The sequence below is a fragment of the Candidatus Filomicrobium marinum genome (assembly GCF_000981545.1).
GTDB lineage: Bacteria > Pseudomonadota > Alphaproteobacteria > Rhizobiales > Hyphomicrobiaceae > Filomicrobium > Filomicrobium insigne.
Genome location: NZ_LN829119.1, coordinates 2,096,920 through 2,115,424, shown reverse-complemented (window position 1 = coordinate 2,115,424; position 18,505 = coordinate 2,096,920). Strand labels below are relative to the sequence as shown.

The following is an 18,505-nucleotide window of genomic DNA, read 5'->3' as shown; positions in this document are numbered from 1 at the left end:
CGGATCGGAACTAAACGGTAGCGGGATCGGGCTTTTCGGGATCAATGCCGTACTTCTTGATCGCCTCGGCGACCTTGGTAGAGGGCACCTTGTTTTCGTCCGCCAGCGCTTTCAACGCCGAGACAGCGACGAAGTGGCGGTCCACCTCGAAGTGACGGCGAAGCTTGCGCCGGAAATCCGAACGCCCGAAACCATCGGTCCCCAGCACGCGATAGGCGCCTGGCACAAAGTCTCCGATCTGGTCCGCGAATGCCTTGGTGTAGTCGGTCGCTGCGATGAAGGGGCCTTCACCGCGTCCGGCGAGTGTTTCAGTGACGAACGGCACGCGCGCAGGCTCCAAGGGATGAAGCATGTTCCAACGTTCGATGGCTCTGGCTTCGCGGCCGAGTTCGGTGAAGCTTGTTACAGACCAGATATCAGCCGAAATACCGAAGTCCTTCTCAAGGAGTTCGGCGCCTGCGATGACTTCACGGAGGATCGCCCCGCAGCCCATCAGCTGCACCTTAAAGCCCTTGGCCTCTGGATCAGCGGCCTTGAGCAAGTAGATGCCCTTAATGATCCCCTCTTCAGCGCCTTCCGGCATCGCGGGGTGTTCGTAGTTCTCGTTGAGAACGGTGATGTAATGGAACACGTCTTCCTGGTCACCGATCATGCGCTTTAGGCCGTTCTGGATGATAACGGCGAGTTCGTAAGCGTACGTTGGGTCGTAGGAGACGCAGTTGGGGATCGTGGACGAGAGAATGTGGCTGTGGCCATCCTGGTGTTGGAGGCCTTCACCGTTGAGCGTCGTCCGCCCCGATGTGCCGCCAATCAAGAAACCACGCGCGCGCATGTCGCCCGCTGCCCAGGCAAGGTCACCGACCCTCTGGAAGCCGAACATGGAGTAGTAAATGTAAAATGGGATCATCGGGCAATTGGACGTCGAATAGCTCGTCGCCGCCGCGATCCAGCTCGACATGGCTCCGGGTTCGTTGATGCCCTCCTGGAGCATCTGACCGGTCTTGTCTTCCTTGTAGTACATAAGCTGGTCGGCATCCTGCGGGCTATAGAGCTGCCCGGCCTGGGAGAAAATGCCGAACTGACGGAACATGCCCTCCATGCCGAAGGTGCGGCTTTCATCGGGCACGATCGGTACGACCCGCTTGCCTAGGGATTTGTCGCGCAAGAGCGTATTCAGGATGCGTACGAACGCCATTGTCGTAGAGACCTGCCGGCCTTCACCCGAGCCCTTGAGTTGTGTTTCAAAGGCCGACAATGGTGGCACCTGAAGCTCAACATCAGATTTTGGGCGGCGCACGGGCAGATAGCCGCCCAATGCTTCGCGCCGCTCGCGCATGTAGCGCATCTCTTCGGAATCTTCGGCAAACCGTACGAACGGGATCTCATCGATTTCATCATCGCTGACCGGGACCTCAAAGCGGTCACGGAACTGCATCAGGTCCGCGCGGCCCATCTTCTTCTGCTGGTGAGTAATCATCTGCCCTTCGCCAGCAGACCCCATGCCGTAACCCTTGACGGTTTTGGCGAGGATCACCGTCGGCATCCCCTTGCTGCTGACAGCGGCCTTGTAAGCGGCGTAGACCTTGCGCGAGTCGTGGCCACCGCGCGTCAGCTTCCAGATCTTGGCATCGGACCAATCCGCAACCATCGCCGCGGTTTCAGGATACCGGCCAAAGAATTTCTCACGGATATAGGCGCCGTTCTTTGACTTGAAGTCCTGGTACTCGCCGTCGACACATTCTTCCATGAGCTGGCGCAGACGCCCTGTGTGATCGACAGCCAGAAGCTCATCCCACTGAGAGCCCCAAATGCATTTGATCACATTCCAGCCGGAGCCACGGAAATCCGCCTCCAACTCCTGAATGATCTTACCGTTGCCCCGGACCGGCCCATCGAGCCGCTGCAGGTTGCAGTTGACGACAAAGATGAGGTTGTCGAGCTTTTCACGGCCCGCTAGCGTGATGGCTCCAAGACTCTCGGGCTCGTCCATCTCGCCATCGCCGCAGAACACCCAAACCTTACGGTTCTCGGTATCGGCCAAGCCGCGGCAATGCAGGTATTTCAGAAAGCGCGCCTGATAAATTGCCATCAGCGGCCCCAATCCCATCGAGACCGTCGGGAACTGCCAGAAATCAGGCATCAACCAAGGATGTGGATAGGACGACAGGCCCTTGCCATCCGTCTCCTGACGGAAATTCAGGAGCTGCTCTTCCGTGAGACGCCCCTCAATAAAGGCGCGGGCATAGATGCCAGGCGATGAGTGCCCCTGCACCATAATTAGATCGCCCCCGTGCATTTCGCTGGGAGCGTGCCAGAAGTGCATGAATCCGGTGTCGTAGAGCGTCGCCGCGGACTGGAAGCTCGCAATGTGGCCGCCGAGTTCGCTAGATTCCTTGTTGGCTTTTAGGACGATCGCGGCAGCGTTCCAGCGGATTGCGGCACGGAGGCGGTGCTCGAGCGTATAAACACCAGGATACTCGGGCTGCTCACCGACCGGGATCGTGTTGATATATGCCGTGTTGGCGGCGAAGGGCAGCTTGGCACCTGAGCGGCGCGCTGTGGCGACGACGTGCTCAAGAATATCGTCGGCGCGACCGGACCCCTCAAAGGCAATCACTGAATTGATCGCGTCCACCCATTCGCGGGTTTCGGCGGGGTCCGTTTCGTACTCGTTCGACATTCAAATTCTCCAAACGGCAATCGGCACGAACGCGCGCCAGCACATTGCGGCTGCAGGGGCCCTCCGACATCTAACGAACGGCGGCTCGTGATGTGATCATACTATAGGCTTGTGCTGGCCTTATATACAGAGGCGGCGAGCCGGAAACATATCTTCTCGCGCAACCCTGCTGTGCAGGTCGCGTTACGGCACGTGGCGCGGTGTTGTGTAGACATTAGTGATGCCCAACCAGGTTAAGGCGGCGCAATCTCTCAGCCATCACGCGCATGACATGAAGCGCGAAATCCGGATCTTCGCGGATGATCGCGGAAAAGGCATCCTTGTCGAGAACCATGACGTCGGTTTTCTCAGACGCCAGCGCCGCGGCGCTGCGCGGTCCACCATCGACAAACGCGATCTCGCCGACGATGCCGTTTGCGCCAACTTTTTCGAGAACTTTGCCAAACGTGATGACTTCGACCCGGCCGGTGCGCACAACGTATAAGACGTTGCCGTGCTCATTCTGTAGGAAGATTTTCTCACCGGCATCGAACGAGTGGGAACGGGCTCCGAGCCGCTCCATATGATCAAAATCGAAATACATGGCGGTATTGTCCGACATGGCTGGCGATGAATGCAAGACCAGCCGATCGTGAACTTTAGTGCTGCCCCGATAACGCGGCCAGCAAAAAAGGCCGCACGTCTGGAGAGCGGAACGTGCGGCAGTTTACAGGCATGCTAAAAAATCGTTCGCGCCGGCCACTTATCCCAGCCTGCGCAACCGTAGTCGCAGATGCGGTTACCCTCATCGACCCATCTGGCGAGCGTGCTGCGCTGACTGATCAGAATCATCTTCTGACCGCCCCAACAACGCAGCACGCAACGCTCAGTGGGAGCTGCGTGAATTTCCTTCGGACGTGGATGTCTCGCCGAGAAGGCGCATGACATCGTTGATCGCCGAAACATAGCCGTAGTGCCAGTAGGCCTGCTCAGCTGTGCCGGATTCGAGATGTTTCTGATCGAACATCGTGTAGGGCGACTCGTTCTCGAGCCACTCGCTAACCTCGCCCTGGCGCTTGGCCAGGAGACGCATTACTGAACCGTTACTCATTTGACGTGCCCTGTATTTTTTTATGTCTGCTATGCTGCCTTTGTAACAGTGCCAAATTGCGATCACGCTAGCTAAGCCGTGCAAGTTTCGCTCGAATTTTATCTATCTCTCCGAAATGCCCGTAATTCGGGCTTTTTGGTATGAATTGAGGGCCAAAAAAAATTATATTGGCCGACAGAAAACTCTGGAAGTAGGCTCAAAGCCCTTTGAGTTGCCCCTGCAGGCCGGCTAAGTGCTCGCGCAAATCGGCCAACTGCATGTCCAAGCGCTGTTCCTCAGCGAGGGCTTCCCGCCGTTGGGCCTTGGTGTCGTGCAGTTTTCTGTAAACTTTCTCATCGGTCTGAGTAGCATGCGCTACTCCAGATGACGGAGGCGCAACGTCGCGGCCTCGCTCTGTCCTCTTTTTCTCAAACTGGATGACCTCCTCGAGCGCTGCGACGTAGCCTTCGGTAGACTCACGAACCGCTTGCGCCTGCATCATCGCTTTTGTTTGCAATGCACCTAACTGTTTTTGAAGTGCCAATAGCTCTTGAGTGACTTTGCTAGCTTGAGAACATCCGCCCCTAATCGCAAGCGACGGTGTCTCGCGTTGCAATGAGATGGATTGGCTGGTTTCAATGGCTTCGCTAATATCGCAAACAGCGATCTGACGACCCCGATCCAGAACCACCCCTTTCGTACACAGACCGCGCAGGGTATCGGCATTGTGCGAAACAATAAGAACGGTACGTTCACTCGATATCAGCTGTTCGATCAACTCCTTCGCTCTAGCCCGGAACGCAGTGTCTCCGGCAGAGAGTGTCTCGTCGATCATCAAAACATCCGGCGGAAGATGAAGCGCGAGGCTGAACCCAAGGCGAAGCCGCATCCCAGCCGAATAGGTTGCAACGGGTTGGTCCACCCACGCACCAATGCCAGCGAACTCCACGATTTCCTGAAACTTTGAAACCACCGTCTTGGGGAGATGCCCTTGATAGAGCGACGAATTGTAAACATTTTCCCGGCCGGTCAGGTGGGGTTGGAAGCCAGCCCCGGGTGAGAGTATGGCGGCCGACAGATCCGGCGCCACGCCGATCTCTCCTTCGTCCGGAGAAATGATGCCTGCGATGGCGCGGAGAAGACTCGATTTCCCGCTGCCGTTGTTGCCGAGAACGCCGATCGCTTCGCCGCGCTGAACTTCGAAGTTGATGTCACGCAACGCCCAGTGGCGCCGCCCCCACAAACGCGACGCGCCCCGTCCTAACGGTAACTTCACGCCCATACGCGTCACGCGTACGGCTAGGCCTTGAGCGATATCGTTTGCGCTAAGTTCGCGCGGTCTCCCGGACGTCACTTCTTCTTTCTTCGGCTTTCCCCCCCTCACGTTATTTCCCCCTCAAATCACATATTTCGGCAGCACGCGGTCATAACGGATGAGTATCCACTGACCGAACGCTAGCAGAATGAGTGAAACCGCCATCAACAAGCCGAGGAACGCGTAGTTCAATTGTTCCGGCAGCATCAGCGCCACCCGGTATTCCTGGATCAACAGCGCAAAGGGGTTCAGCAGAAATGTGGTTTGCCACTCTGTCGGAACCTGTTCGAGACTAAAGAAAGTACCGGAAACAAAAAACAGCAGCCGAAACGCGTACTGGATGGCGACCTGGACATCACGGACCAGACCGGCGGCAACAGAGACCAACGACGCACATGCGAGGCTAAACAGGAACGCGACTGCGGTTACGATAAGAACCTGCGGGGCCGAAACATCCCCGCGGCCTAAAAGCCAAAGGAGAGCGATGACAAAGGTCGTGCCAATAACAAACTTAAACGCCTCCGCCAAAACATCGCTGATAACGAAAACATACTTGGGCACATAGAGCCGCTCCGAGAGCTTGAATGCCGGACGCAAGGAGCCCGCCCCCTTTGTGATCGCCGACTGCAGGAAGCGAAAAACGAGCAGGCCGATGAGAATATTGAGTGCCATATCCTCATTGCGCATTTGGAGAATTACGGCCGTGACCACATAGAGGATCGCGGTATTGATCAACGGATCAAGAAACCACCAGAGAAACCCGAGACTGTAGTTTCTGATCTCGCTGTGAATGCGCAATGCCGTCAGATGATAGATGTAGCGCAGGCGATCCAAGCCGACGGAACGTCGTACCCTGCCCAATCGGTCATGCTCGTGCATCTTCGTCATGGGTCGCACCCTTTGGCATTATTGGTGCCCATCTCTCATGCCCGCTAAGCGAAGTGCCGGCTTTTCTCTGGAAGCGCTTCGAGAGAAACGTTGCACAGCGAAAGATCAGCATGCAGAAATTCTCGTTAACGGCTAGAGCGAAATCAACCGTTCGCGAAGTTTAGGCAGTTTAGGTCTCCACTTGCGTGGAGGTGCCTAAATGGCGCTAGTGCTGCGGCAAGGTGAAACAGGCCACGCCGCCGCGGGTGGCCTATTTAAAAGCTATCCGGGCAGGCGCTCACATTGCAGTTCTAGGAAAGGCCTTATTCCACTCATGCAAAACGGTACCGCTGCGGAGCGTGCTCCCGTCCCCGTGCTCAATCGTGCGGAAGATCTTCTCGCGCGTTATGACGTCCTCTTCTGCGACGTGTGGGGGGTCGTGCATGACGGCTTCAAGGCTTTGCCGGCGGCCGACGACGCGCTCAACAAGTTTCGCCGCGCCGGCGGCACCGTCATTCTGGTTTCCAACGCGCCCGTCCCCAATCATCAGGTTGCGGCGATGCTCGACTCCCGGAAGCTCTCGCGGACAGCATGGGACGCGATCGTATCTTCCGGTGATATCGCGCTCACACATCTGCGGGATCAGTCTTATCGGCAGGTTTATACGATTGGCCCGCGCGATCGAGACGCAGCACTGTTCGAGGCCGTACCGGCACGATTCTCATCGCTCGAAGATGCAGACGCCATTTTGTGCTCCGGCCTTGACGACGACATTCACGAGACGGCCGAAAGCTATTTGCCCATACTCGAGCAAGCCCGGGCACGGGACCTACCATTTGTGTGTGCGAATCCGGATCTCGTCGTCGATGTCGGGGGGCGGCTGTACCTATGCGCAGGTGCTATTGCTGATCTTTACGCGCACCTTGGCGGAGACGTTTACTGGGCGGGCAAACCTTACATCTCTGCCTACGGCTCAGCGCATGGCCTCGCGGAAAAGCTACGTGACGCGTCGATCGCGAAGGAGCGGATTTTAGGGATCGGCGATGCCGTGCGCACGGATTTAAAAGCCGCAGAGATTTTCGGCGTCGACGCGCTGTTTATTGCTGGCGGCATACACCGCGAAGATACCATGTCGGATGGTGTGATTTGCCGCGACCGGCTGGACGGCTTGCTTCACGGTGCGTCGCCCAGCGCCGTCGCCGCGATGCCGTTTTTAGCTTGGTAAAGCCGTCCCAAAATGCAGCGCGCGCTACTCGACGGGAGGATGCTCTCGGCGAGATATTTCGGAATGGGTGACTGACCGTTCCCAATCCTTTGGCTGCTTCGTACCGTCAGAGAACGCTTCCAACACCATATCTGGCGCAGACGTATTGTGACGCGAAAAGTCATTGCGGCCGAGCCAGACGTCTGTTGCGCTCTTCGCGCCCGAGAAGGACATGACAGGTTCTTCCAGCCAGGATTTTGCCCCCTTCTCCAGAACCGCGACGTCGGCGGCGTCATTATTGAAGCGGGTCACGTACATGGAGCGTAACGCGGCAAAGGGATGATCCGTTATCGGCTTATCGAAAGTCACATCAATGACCTGTGCGTTGTTGTCCAGACGGCTGATCTTCAACCTAGCGCTGCCGCCTCCCGAGAACTTTAGATTGAACGTCAGCGTTTCCGGGTCGAACGTCACTTCATCGAGATCTACGACCGGCCGGCCGTCTTGTTTGACCGGCCCGACGAGGAACGATGAACCATAGGCGCTCCAGCCAAGATGCTTCGGAGGCAAAGGGCGTGCTCGCCAGTATCCGTCCGGCGGATAAAGCACGAGAACCTCCTCTGAGCGCTCATTGCGGCGTACCCACACCTGGATCAGGTGAAAGCCATCATCAACCTTGTCACCAACCCGGACCGGAACCTTACGGTCCCGCCAAAAATTCGGAAACGTGTATCCGGTAATCCAAACATCAATGCCCTCATAGAGTGTCACCTTGCGTGGTGGCGGCGGCTGGCTCAACGCCTCCTCTGCAAAGTCGCACGCAGTCCAATCCGGCTGAAAGCTGTCGCTCTGCAGAGCGTTGATGTAGGCCGGATGCGCTGCTTCGATGCGGAACTGCTTCACGTCGGGCGAAGCAAAGGTCAGCGTGACGTTATCCTTTTCGGCGCATAGGACCGGCTCGCTCAGGTTCTCGACCTTTACCCCGAGCATGTCTAGCGAAGCGGCTTTAACCGCAACAGCTCCGGAGATCAGCGCGGTCGCCAGGAGGAACATAAACCTCACCGGCGCCTCGATCTTAATTTGCGAGCCTGGCATAGATGTCTCCGGAATTAACCTCGTGGGGCAATGCACGCACGTGAGCAGCCATGGTTCGCGCATCCAGCTCACGGCCCTCGCCAAACGTCAGTTGCTGCGTCTCACCTAGGGCTATGTCGTAGCGGTAAGGTCCAAGGGCCGCGAGCCGTTCCAAGCCGCGGCAAGCAACGTCACGATCGATGGTCGTGAATTCAAACGAAAGCGCGGGCACAGGCTCCGACAGTCCCGCCAGAACACGGTCCTCAAAACCTTCGACGTCAATCTTTATGAAGGCTGGGTGTCCATACCGGGCGATCAGGTGATCAAGCGTCACTGCACGAACCTCAATGACCTGATCCCATGTCTGTCCCTCCCAGCCTGCTGCTCCCTCGGCCTGGGCGAGAAAATCACCTGAGGCGGTCGAAACCGTCGGGTTCGCCGTATTGACGTGCATGCGAACGGTTCCGTCGTGGTCGGCGGCTGCGGCGGAGACAATGGTTACGTCCGGATCGCGGGCATAGATCAACCGCAGGGCGCGACCGGGGAGGGGCTGGGGTTCCAGCGCGACGACATGAGCTCCAAGGCTCCGAAAGACGCCTGTGCGGTCCCCAACATGCGCACCCACATCAAAGGCCAAGTCTCCTTCAGAGATGAACGTGGCATAGAGCTCCCGCATCGCTCGCTGGCGCTTCTGGTCCCCGTAATAAACACGCAAGGATCGGGACAAGCCATGCAGAGCGCTGGAAACCATCGACGGTGTTTGCCTTCCTAGACGGTCTCAAGTTCGCGACGAGGAGAAGCGCTTTTTCCCAACGGGAACACACTTTCCTGCTGTACCGTTGCGATCTCGGGTGGTGTGACGAGGTCTTCAGGAATAGCACACAGCCGATTGCGCTGCAGCCAAGCGCCCAATCGCGGCGACGCCGTAAACACAGCAAACGGTATCGCCAAGAGATAACCGGCCGTCAGTGGTAAACTCCACATGAGCGTCTCAGGTGAGATGACCGCCAGAGCGCCGCACACAAGAAGGCCGAATATCGTTTGCGGCCACAAATCAAGGGCGGCTGTTGTCCATGAAAGCCCATATGCATCACGCGACTGCCCGCCCCACACCACTGAACGGCCCAATAGGAGGCCAAACATGAAGACGCTGGTGCGGATCGCGGAAACTGCGCCCTGCAGAAACGAGAAGACGAGTTCCGTGGTCGCGCTGAAGGTGAAGCGAAGCGGCCCGCCGAAACTCGCGACTCCGCCCTTGGTCAACATGGCATCGACAAGCCCTGCGAGCTTTGGCGTCAAATGCATAAGCATAAATGCCAGATAGAGCGTAATCGCGAGGCCTGCGGGATAATCCGGGATCGTGCGCGCCTCTAACGCTAATGCCGGCAGCAACGCGATGATGACGGTCAATGCCGGTACACCAAGGAACATCAGGACAGCCCACAGAAGCTGAAAGCGGCTTAGGGGCAAGAGGCCGGGAAGGTTCAGCAGCTTGATGTACTGCAAATTGCCCTGGCACCAGCGCACTTCGCGCTTGGCGAAATCGAGCATCGTGGGCGGATTTTCTTCCCACGATCCGATCTCGAAAGGCAGCACTCGAACTTCATAGCCTGCCCGTCTCATCAAGGTCGCTTCGACCTGATCGTGTGACAGGACATGGCCACCGAGGGGAGGCTTACCTGGAAGCACCGGTAGCTCGCAATCGTTGTAGAAGGGATGAACGCGTACCATCGCGTTGTGCCCCCAGAAGGGACCGCAATCGGCGACCCACCAGGCTTGGCCCATGGTGTAGGAACGCATCCCATGGCGCATACCGAACTGGAAGATGCGCGCAAAGGCGCTCGATGACGGCATGCCGACCACCAGGCTCTGCAGAATGCCTAGTCGCGGATGCGCCTGCATCATACGAGCCATTTTAACGATGGCGTCGCCGGACATCAGGCTATCAGCATCAAGCGGAAGCATCAGCTCGAACTGGTCGCCCCAGCGCGCACAGAAATCGCGAACGTTTCCAGCCTTGAAGCCAACGTTATCGGCGCGACGGCGATAGACGATGCGCTCACCGTCGGGGTCGGAGGCCTGCCATTCGGCCGCAAGTTTCTCCTCAAGCTCAGCCACTTCGGTGACGTTGGTGTCGCTCAAGAGGAAATAGCTGAATGTGGCACCTTCACCGGTGGCATCCAGACTGCGCTTGATCGTCTGCAGCCGCGCAACGGCGCGTTTGGGGTCTTCGTTGCGCAACGTCATGAACACCGCCGTCTTGACGTAGAGCGGCGTCAGATCATCCGCAGCGCGCGCAAATGGGGCGACGGCGGCCATGGGAGCCTTGTGACCGTGCAGCAGCCATAAGCCGATAACCGCATTCCAGAAGCCGAGTATGGCCCAAGGCGTACCGATCATCAGGCACAGGAATACGACCAGATCGACCGTGGTCCAACCTCCCGCACTCAGCAAGAATGCGGCCGCCGCCATCATTACGGCGTATGTGACAACGTTCAGTGCCGCTACGATTGTTCTGCGGCGCTGAAGTTCAGGCATGGACTGGAGGCCACTGGGTACGCTAAGCGTCGGCTTTCCCGCGCTAAATCGCGGCTCGTTCGCCTGGTCTAACGTCTCGCTCATGATCACATCTCATTTTCGTGGCGCTGGCTCCAGGCCGCGCCAACTTCAAAGGCTCTCGATATGACGGTACGCAAATCGACTGGCAAGCGACACATTGGCCGCGCCGTTTGGTTTACCAATCCTGGCGTCGCAGAGATCCGTGTTGAAACTTTGAAAGCTCCGGCCCCGAATGAAGCGGTGGTGCGCGCGTTGTACAGCGGAATAAGCCGTGGCACGGAACGCCTCGTTCTGAATGGAGCCGTCCCTGAAAGCGAGTGGCCCCGAATGCGGGCTCCTTTTCAGTCGGGCGATTTTCCTTTCCCAGTTAAATACGGCTATTGCGCGACCGGGATCGTCGAGGACGGCCCGGAAGACCTCGTAGGTAAAACGGTTTTTTGCCTTCATCCGCACCAGGACATCTTTGTCGCACCCATCGCCGCATTGGCGGTGGTCCCGGACGATGTGCCGGCCAAGCGGGCGACGCTGGCGGCCAATATGGAAACGGCACTGAACGCCCATTGGGATGCGGCAACCGGGCCGGGGGATCGTATCGTGGTCGTGGGTGCGGGGGTTGTCGGACTGCTGGTCGCACGGATCGCGGCGCAATTGCCGCATGCTGAGGTTACCGTGATCGACATTGATCCGAGCCGGCGCGCGCTCGTTCAGGACTTTGGTGGCGATTTCGCGTTGCCTGATCAGGCCCCGCAGGACGCCGACGTCGTTTTTCACACAAGCGCGAGTTCGGAAGGACTGACGACTGCGATCAATTGCGCCGGGTTTGAAGCGCGTGTGATTGAATTGTCATGGTACGGTGCGAGTCAGCAACAGGTCTCGCTGGGCGGGGCGTTTCATAGCCGCCGTTTAACGTTGCAATCGTCGCAAGTCGGCCAAGTCTCCGCCTCTCGGCGCGCGCGCTGGTCTTATAGCCGCCGTCTCGCAACGGCCTTGAAACTTTTACGCGATCCCGTGCTTGATCAACTTGTTTACGATGAGATCGCCTTTCGCGACGCCGCCGACCTGATCCCTGCCATTCTCAACGGACCGGCGAGTAAACTCGCGCCTGTCCTCAATTATGCGTGAGCTTGAAAACCCAATAGGAGCAAATAGCCCATGTTTTCCGTTGAAGTGCGCGACCGCATCATGATCGCTCACAGCCTTCCCGACCCGTTCTTCGGTCCAGCGCAAAAAATGCACGGCGCGACATTCGTTGTCGATGTCGCCTTCTTCCGCGCTGAGCTGACGCGGCACAACGTCGTTGTCGACATTGGCGCGGCGCTGCAAGTTTTGAACGACACGCTGAAACCACTTGCCTATCAGAACCTCGACGAATTGACGCAATTTACCGGCAAGCTCACGACGACGGAGTTCCTGGCGAAGCACATTTTCGACGAGATCGCGCGGGCTGCGCGCAGCGGCGGTCTCGGCGAAGGGTCCAGCGGCCTCGCCAAGATCCGGGTAACGTTGAGTGAAACGGACCTTGCGCGGGCATCCTATGAGGGGCCTATCGGTGACTGAAACCTGCTTTGCCATTCCCGGCGATATCGACAGTCCGACGGGCGGCTATGGCTACGATCGGCGGCTCCTGACAATGCTGCCGTCGTTCGGTGTCAATGTGCGTCACCTGGAACTTCCAGGGACATATCCAGCGCCGTCCCAGGGTGATCTCGCGGCGACTGTCGATACTCTCAACTCGGCACCTCCGAATTCGACGCTTCTCATCGACGGCTTGGCATATGGAGCCATGCCGTCTTCGGTGATCGAAAAGATCAACCGGCGCATCATTGCTCTCGTCCATCACCCTTTGGCGCTCGAAACGGGTCTGTCGGAACGCCGCCGCGCGGAATTGGAAGCGAGCGAGCGCGCGGCTCTCGCCTTGGCCGACAAAGTCGTCGTCACGAGTCCGGCGACACAACGCATTCTGGAAGCCGATTATGGGGTGGCGAAGGACCGCGTGACGGTCGCCTTACCCGGCACGGATCCAGCTCTGCGGGCGACCGGCACCGGAACACCACTGCAATTGCTCTGCGTCGGGACCGTGACGCCGCGAAAGGCGTACGATGTTTTGATCGAGGCCCTGCTGCCGCTGAAGCATCTCGATTGGCGGGTGAACATCGCGGGTGCGTTGGACCGTGACCGCGAGACGGTGGCGGCGCTCAACGCGCAGATTGCCGCCGCCAAGCTGGAAGATCGCGTGAGCCTGCCCGGCGTCGTCGTTCCTGCGACCCTCGACCGCTTTTATGAGAGCACCGACCTTTTCGTTATGCCGTCTCGTTTCGAGGGATATGGCATGGCGCTCGCGGAAGCGATGGCGCGCGGGTTGCCGATCATTTGCTCGACGGGTGGCGCAGCCGCCGAAACGGTTCCCGATGGCGCAGCCCTGAAAGTGCCGCCGGGAGACGTCGCTGCACTGACGAAGGCGCTGGAGTCGGCGCTTACCGACAAACGGCTGAGGGTGCGGCTCGCCGATGCGTCGTGGGAGCATGGGCGTTCGCTGCCGACTTGGAACGAAACTGCGAGACGCGTCGCTGCGGCGATCCTGGATATTCCGACATGAGTGGTTTTTCGGCCGAGTGGCTCGGGCTGCGAGAGCCTGCCGATCACCGTGCGCGCAATCGGGAAATCGCCAGCGCGCTTTCGGCGCGGCTTGCCCAGCGCGAAGCTGTCTCGATCGTCGATATCGGCTGCGGGGCGGCCTCCAATCTCAAGGCCACCGCCCTACTTCTGCCAGACCGGCAGACATGGCGGCTTGTCGATTATGACGCCAATCTCCTGACGGCCGCACGCGAGCGGCTCATGGACTGGGCCGATGCGTCAAAGTCCGAGGACGCGCAGCTCGTCTTGGAAAAGGACGGCAAACACATCGACGTCACGTTCCATCAGTTCGACCTCAATGCCGATCTTGAAGGCGCGCTCGGGGAACATCCCGATCTGGTGACCTCAGCCGCATTTTTCGATCTGACGTCGGTCGCCTTCATGCAGCGCTTTGCTGCGGCGGTCGTCGCGCGCAAGGCAGCGTTTTATACTGTTCTGACTTATAACGGCCGACAGCGCTGGAGCCCGCACCATCCGAGCGACAACGCGATTGTTGCGGCGTTCCACCGGCATCAGATGCGGGACAAGGGTTTTGGGTCGGCTGCCGGTCCGACCTCCGCGCTTGAACTCGGCGAACAATTCCGGCTGCACGGCTATAGCGTTCTGGAGGGCGATAGCCCCTGGGACCTCGGGCCCTCGGACGCGGCGTTGATTGCTGAACTTCAGGCGGGCCACGCCGCCGCTGTGGCCGAAACCGGGGCCGTGGATGCGAAAACGCTGGAGCGTTGGGTGGGACTGAAACGCACCGGCGCCATCATCGGCCATACCGATACGCTTGCGTTGCCGGGGTAGGTTGGGGTGCGCTCAAGCTCGTTGGGAGTGACGGGCGCGTTCTGCTCCAGGCGCACGAGCTGACCTCGATCTCTTTTGGAGCCTGCGATGCTCTCACCTTGTGCGTAAAGGGAATCCAGGTGGCCGAGCGACATACCGGCACGGGGGGCTTGGCTCGTAGTCTGCTCTGGCCACCTGGTCGACGGAGGCAAGAGGCGGGGGGACCTCTCGCGTCCGACGAATGCTAATCTCTAAGGCTCATTGACGTGGATCGCGGAGCGTTCGACCGCGATCTTCATCTGCTTCAGGACTGTTCCCCTTGAAGTTTGATATCTGCAGGATGCGATATCGGGGCTTTGCCATCGCCTGAGCAAATAGCTGTGACGCAAACCGTCGTCGCGACTAAGAGCCAAGAGTGCTCGATTGAGAGAGCATACAATACAGCGGTGTGTCATACGTCAGGCACCTCGAGCTTCCAATCAGATGGGAACAGCAGACAACTCGTGAGCCGAGTTCTTGAAGGCGACAACGTCGCCAGTTCCAGCCTCATCGATACAACGAAGTTAGCCTGCTGCGGCCGAAAGGGCGGCAGCAGCGGAGATCCTTGGTCAGTTCGGCGACCGTCCGCGCATGGCGGAAACTTCGTCCGTCCTCAATGCGGTAACGAGTGGGATCAACTGCCACAGTGCGGACAATCCAACGAGGGCATAGACGAGACGCGCCAGGGACGAACCTTCACCAAAAATGGCGGCGACGAGGTTGAAGTTGAATAATCCAACGAGGCCCCAGTTCAGGGCGCCGACGATTACGAGTACCAGCGTAATCAGGTTCAACGATTTCATGCGTATCACTCCTTCGAAATGGAGCCAGGCAACCGCAAGCGTCCGCCCGGCAAGTTTTCGTTTCAGCCGGCGGCCTAGATCTTCGGCGGCATGATCACAGTGTCGATCACGTGGATTATGCCGTTCGACGCGGCGATGTCGGTCGTGATGACGTTGGCGCCGTTAATCATCACGGTGTCGCCGCTCGTCTTCACAGCAACCTTCTGGCCGTTCACCGTTTTCGCTTCGTCGAGTTTCACGACGTCTGCCGCCGTAACGGCGCCTGGCACCACGTGATAGGTGAGGATCGCCATCAGTTGTTCTTTGTTCTCAGGCGCCAGCAGAGACTCCAAGGTTCCCGCTTGCAGTTTGGCAAACGCCTCGTCTGTAGGCGCGAAGACTGTGAACGGACCTTTACCCTTCAGCGTATCGACCAGCCCGGCGGCGCCGAGCGCCTCGGTTAGTGTGGCGAATTTACCGGCGCCGACCGCCGTCTCGACGATGTCTTTCTCTATCGCGCGCGCGTCCTCTGTAGCGCGCGCGACTGGTGCGCCGAGGGCGAGGCCCATGCCCGCCACGGCGGCGATCATGACTGTCTTCAGGTGCGACTTCATAACTACCTCCTTCGACTCTTACTTCGACGGGTTGGTTATCCCGCGCACCGCCAATTGCGGCGGCCAACGAGTTTTTCATACAAAGAAAATCAATTTGAATGCGAGTCATATTTTCGTGAAATGAAATACTGTTTTACTTATAATAAAAATATGTTGGAACGATTTGAGCGAGACGAAAAAATGAGCGCAGAAATGTTGAGTGACACGCTTGCTGAAGGACTTGAGCAGTACGCCATAGGCCCCAAGATTCGAGCATTGAGGCAGAGAAAGAAGCTCGGCCTAGTGCAGCTTGGGACGCACACTGGCCTTTCGCCCGCCATGCTATCGAAGATCGAGCGTGGCCAGGTTTTTCCGACGCTACCCACCCTCTTGCGCATAGCGCTGGTGTTCGGCGTCGGGTTGGAGCATTTCTTTGCAGATAGCTCGGAGAGGCCCGTTGCAGCCATCGTGCGGGCAGGGGATCGCCTGCGTCTACCCAACCGGCCAGGCCAAAAGAACTCGGTGTATTTCTTTGAGAGCCTCGATTTTCCCGTCAAAGATCGCAAGCTGGAAGGCTACCTTGCCGAGTTTCCAGCCGGGGCAGGCCCGTCCGAGCCGCATGACCACCCCGGCGCTGAACTCGTTTACGTGCTCAAAGGCAGGCTCGTAATCACCATCGACGGCGAGGACCACACGCTCGATGCATCCGACTCCATTTATTTTGACCCATCCGCGCCCCACAGCTACCGCTGCGCCGGGCGCACGGACGCCGCAGCCGTCGTGGTGGTAACGGCTTAGGGTCAATGCGAAGTTACTTACGTCCGTACTATGTTAGCTTCCGAACGAGAGCCGGACACCACATGCCCCCTATTCCCCTTCAGGTTGTCGGCTGCGCATGGTGTGATCCTGCTGGCGGATGGCCCAATAGACGGCGCCCAGCGCAATGGTCGACGCTGACAGGGCAAACAGCAGGTCTGCGTCCGCTTCGCCGATCTCGGTCACAATGAATTTTCGAAGAACGGCCAGCAGCGCAATCAGCACCACCGCGCGGACGTGGACCACGCCGAGCCCTCGCTCCAATTGGCCAAGGATGGTGTGATTGAATTCGAGGGCGATGATGACAATCATGATCATCCCGAAAACGGCTTGAAATGCTGCGGGGTGTGACGCGTCGAGAATGCTAAAGCGCAACATGTTGTACAACGTGAGCACCAAGTTGAGCACCGCCACGAGAATGACGATGGCAACGATAATGCTGAGGACGACGACAATGATCTCCTCGAAGCGCTGATACCAATTTTGCTGGGCCCAATGCTTCCGCGTTTCGCTAAATATCCGAACTGCCATCTGCCGCCTCGCTTTGTTCGCCGTATCGGCCATACTGCGCCTCCCGGAAGATTTAATTCCCGTACGGCACGAATTGTTCAAAGCACGGATGGAGCGATCAAAACGCCAAAGTGATGGGCCGCTCCTTGCACAGATCTGGGCACCGTCAGCGGCACCCACGAGTTACTCAGTCCGGCGCACCTCGAAACCACTGTAGGCCTCACCGCTTTCTTCTCTCACGTCCACGCGGGTGACGCGCGAGGCACGCGGCCCCTCCTCGCAGGCGCGCAGCATGTCGGCCACTTGCCGGGGCGGACCGTGCAGCACGGCTTCTACCGCGCCGTCATATCGGTTTCTCACCCATCCGCTGAGGCCCAGCGTCAGGGCTCTTCTCTCGACACAAGCGCGAAAGCCCACTCCCTGCACGCGGCCCTCAATGCGAACATGCACGGTGCGGGTTTCGCTTATGGTTCACGCTCCTTGCGTTTGTCGCACCGTCACCAGCGATGCCAGCCTGGGCGGAAGGCAGGGCCACTGTAGAACCGCGATCCCTTATAAAAACTGCCGCGGCCGTTCGACCACCAGCCGGCGCCTCTGGGAGGCGCCTCGATCACGCCGTAGCTCGGATATATCGGAACGTCCCGCCGCGAGGCTCGCGCGCGATACCCCGGCCAGGGATCATCCAGGTATCGGCCTCTGTCATACGCCCTGCCAGAGCCGATCAGCGTCAGCGTCCCGGCATTGAGATCGTGTGTTGATGGTTTCCATCCGGCAGGATTGAGGGGCGATGACCACGCTGTGCCTGCTGCGGCCGCAAAATATGCGGCAACACAAACGATGGGGATGAGGAAAGCTCTTGTACCCATTGCGACGTCCTCAGTTCATAAAACATCGGAATGGAACCTTAGCACGATAGGCTCAAAGGGTCCTGCAGGTGCCGGACGACTGGTTACCAGTTCTGGATGCCCTCAAGACTGACCGAACTGGATGGCACCATACTAAGCTCGTCGGAGAGTAAAGGGCGAGTTCGGCTCTAGTCGCTAAAGCGGGCATCCGATCACCGTTAACCGAACTCATGGAGGGGTTGTAGCCAACAACAACGTAATTGCTTGGCCCTGAGCTCGAGCTTACCCTGATTAAGCCGTCCCAATTTGGATCGAGGGAGAGCACCGTGATCAGACAGGTTTTGCAGCCAAAGTTTGATGTGGCTGAACCGATCGGCTGGCTCTCAGTCGACGTTGCGAGAGTTGCTGAACGTTTCTCGCTGCAATTCGAACGGTACCATGAGTCAGGGTTGGGAGGTGGTCGTGCGTGCGTAGTTCAGACCGATTCTGGTCGTAGTTTTGGACTCGATGCACGAGACTACCACCAAGAATTACATGGGCTGCATGTCGAAGTAATCGCGGAAGGACAAGATATCATCGATTTCGGCGTCGATGCGCTTCTTGATGAATTGCTCTCCTCTCTTTCCCTGTCTCCTCAGCAAATCATAGGGCGCAACTACCATGCTTATGAGGTAGCAGTTCGGTTGGTTGAATGGCAGAAGTCAAAGTCCACAATCCATCGTGACTAGCGCATGAAAATATTCAAAC

General features: G+C 58.4%; 20 protein-coding genes. 7 read left to right on the top strand and 13 right to left on the bottom strand.

Features of this window, described 5'->3' with window-relative positions; all coding sequences use genetic code 11:
- Positions 1 to 10: 10 nt before the first annotated feature.
- The 5 genes from aceE to YBN1229_RS09945 form a co-directional block, all read right to left on the bottom strand.
- Positions 11 to 2,680, bottom strand: coding sequence for a pyruvate dehydrogenase (acetyl-transferring), homodimeric type (gene aceE, locus YBN1229_RS09965; protein ID WP_046478196.1), 2,670 nt, complete (start codon positions 2,678 to 2,680; stop codon positions 11 to 13).
- A 214-nt stretch (positions 2,681 to 2,894) separates the two neighbouring features.
- Entirely contained in the window at positions 2,895 to 3,263 is a 369-nt protein-coding gene (locus YBN1229_RS09960) for a Crp/Fnr family transcriptional regulator (protein WP_046480234.1), read from the bottom strand.
- 282 nt (positions 3,264 to 3,545) lie between these two features.
- Complete coding sequence (locus YBN1229_RS09955) at positions 3,546 to 3,770, bottom strand: hypothetical protein (protein ID WP_139165272.1); 225 nt, start codon at positions 3,768 to 3,770, stop codon at positions 3,546 to 3,548.
- 196 nt (positions 3,771 to 3,966) lie between these two features.
- Positions 3,967 to 5,133, bottom strand: coding sequence for an ABC transporter ATP-binding protein (locus tag YBN1229_RS09950; RefSeq protein ID WP_052743843.1), 1,167 nt, complete (start codon positions 5,131 to 5,133; stop codon positions 3,967 to 3,969).
- 12 nt (positions 5,134 to 5,145) lie between these two features.
- Complete coding sequence (locus YBN1229_RS09945; protein WP_046478194.1) at positions 5,146 to 5,952, bottom strand: ABC transporter permease; 807 nt, start codon at positions 5,950 to 5,952, stop codon at positions 5,146 to 5,148.
- A 313-nt stretch (positions 5,953 to 6,265) separates the two neighbouring features.
- Between YBN1229_RS09945 and YBN1229_RS09940 the strand changes: the two genes are divergently transcribed.
- Positions 6,266 to 7,156 carry a TIGR01459 family HAD-type hydrolase gene (locus YBN1229_RS09940; RefSeq protein WP_046478193.1) on the top strand — a complete coding sequence of 297 codons (891 nt, stop codon included), beginning with the start codon at positions 6,266 to 6,268 and terminating at the stop codon, positions 7,154 to 7,156.
- A 24-nt stretch (positions 7,157 to 7,180) separates the two neighbouring features.
- On the opposite strand, the gene YBN1229_RS09935 is transcribed toward YBN1229_RS09940, so the two are convergent.
- Genes YBN1229_RS09935 through mdoH form a run of 3 tightly spaced genes read right to left on the bottom strand, consistent with a single transcriptional unit; the run spans position 7,181 to position 10,831 of the window.
- The gene (locus tag YBN1229_RS09935; protein WP_052743842.1) at positions 7,181 to 8,230 is read right to left on the bottom strand and encodes a hypothetical protein; all 1,050 of its coding nucleotides are present in this window, start codon (positions 8,228 to 8,230) and stop codon (positions 7,181 to 7,183) included.
- Entirely contained in the window at positions 8,211 to 8,960 is a 750-nt protein-coding gene (locus tag YBN1229_RS09930; protein ID WP_046478192.1) for an FkbM family methyltransferase, read from the bottom strand. The genes YBN1229_RS09935 and YBN1229_RS09930 overlap by 20 nt, the downstream gene beginning before the upstream one ends.
- Before the next feature lie 17 nt (positions 8,961 to 8,977).
- A complete protein-coding gene (mdoH, locus tag YBN1229_RS09925; protein WP_046478191.1) occupies positions 8,978 to 10,831 on the bottom strand; it encodes a glucans biosynthesis glucosyltransferase MdoH in 1,854 nt (617 codons plus the stop codon).
- Positions 10,832 to 10,891: 60 nt separating this feature from the next.
- On the opposite strand from mdoH, the gene YBN1229_RS09920 reads away from it, so the two are divergent.
- Genes YBN1229_RS09920 through YBN1229_RS09905 form a run of 4 tightly spaced genes read left to right on the top strand, consistent with a single transcriptional unit; the run spans position 10,892 to position 14,194 of the window.
- Entirely contained in the window at positions 10,892 to 11,890 is a 999-nt protein-coding gene (locus tag YBN1229_RS09920) for a zinc-dependent alcohol dehydrogenase (RefSeq protein WP_052743841.1), read from the top strand.
- 30 nt (positions 11,891 to 11,920) lie between these two features.
- Complete coding sequence (locus tag YBN1229_RS09915; RefSeq protein WP_046478190.1) at positions 11,921 to 12,325, top strand: 6-pyruvoyl trahydropterin synthase family protein; 405 nt, start codon at positions 11,921 to 11,923, stop codon at positions 12,323 to 12,325.
- Entirely contained in the window at positions 12,318 to 13,364 is a 1,047-nt protein-coding gene (locus tag YBN1229_RS09910; protein ID WP_046478189.1) for a glycosyltransferase family 4 protein, read from the top strand. The genes YBN1229_RS09915 and YBN1229_RS09910 overlap by 8 nt, the downstream gene beginning before the upstream one ends.
- A complete protein-coding gene (locus tag YBN1229_RS09905; protein WP_046478188.1) occupies positions 13,361 to 14,194 on the top strand; it encodes a hypothetical protein in 834 nt (277 codons plus the stop codon). Before YBN1229_RS09910 ends, YBN1229_RS09905 begins: the two co-directional genes overlap by 4 nt.
- A gap of 587 nt (positions 14,195 to 14,781) precedes the next feature.
- Here the strand turns inward: YBN1229_RS09905 and YBN1229_RS09900 are convergent.
- The gene (locus YBN1229_RS09900) at positions 14,782 to 15,015 is read right to left on the bottom strand and encodes a DUF378 domain-containing protein (protein ID WP_046478187.1); all 234 of its coding nucleotides are present in this window, start codon (positions 15,013 to 15,015) and stop codon (positions 14,782 to 14,784) included.
- A gap of 74 nt (positions 15,016 to 15,089) precedes the next feature.
- The gene (locus YBN1229_RS09895; RefSeq protein WP_244465064.1) at positions 15,090 to 15,563 is read right to left on the bottom strand and encodes a fasciclin domain-containing protein; all 474 of its coding nucleotides are present in this window, start codon (positions 15,561 to 15,563) and stop codon (positions 15,090 to 15,092) included.
- A 237-nt stretch (positions 15,564 to 15,800) separates the two neighbouring features.
- Between YBN1229_RS09895 and YBN1229_RS09890 the strand changes: the two genes are divergently transcribed.
- The gene (locus YBN1229_RS09890; RefSeq protein ID WP_046480229.1) at positions 15,801 to 16,385 is read left to right on the top strand and encodes a cupin domain-containing protein; all 585 of its coding nucleotides are present in this window, start codon (positions 15,801 to 15,803) and stop codon (positions 16,383 to 16,385) included.
- 69 nt (positions 16,386 to 16,454) lie between these two features.
- On the opposite strand, the gene YBN1229_RS09885 is transcribed toward YBN1229_RS09890, so the two are convergent.
- The 3 genes from YBN1229_RS09885 to YBN1229_RS09875 form a co-directional block, all read right to left on the bottom strand.
- Positions 16,455 to 16,967, bottom strand: a complete 513-nt coding sequence (locus tag YBN1229_RS09885; RefSeq protein ID WP_046478186.1) for a phosphate-starvation-inducible PsiE family protein — start codon at positions 16,965 to 16,967, stop codon at positions 16,455 to 16,457.
- 129 nt (positions 16,968 to 17,096) lie between these two features.
- Positions 17,097 to 17,363, bottom strand: coding sequence for an acylphosphatase (locus YBN1229_RS09880; RefSeq protein ID WP_432264122.1), 267 nt, complete (start codon positions 17,361 to 17,363; stop codon positions 17,097 to 17,099).
- A 47-nt stretch (positions 17,364 to 17,410) separates the two neighbouring features.
- Positions 17,411 to 17,779, bottom strand: a complete 369-nt coding sequence (locus YBN1229_RS09875; RefSeq protein WP_046478184.1) for a hypothetical protein — start codon at positions 17,777 to 17,779, stop codon at positions 17,411 to 17,413.
- 305 nt (positions 17,780 to 18,084) lie between these two features.
- On the opposite strand from YBN1229_RS09875, the gene YBN1229_RS09870 reads away from it, so the two are divergent.
- Complete coding sequence (locus YBN1229_RS09870) at positions 18,085 to 18,486, top strand: hypothetical protein (protein WP_046478183.1); 402 nt, start codon at positions 18,085 to 18,087, stop codon at positions 18,484 to 18,486.
- Positions 18,487 to 18,505: the final 19 nt, after the last annotated feature.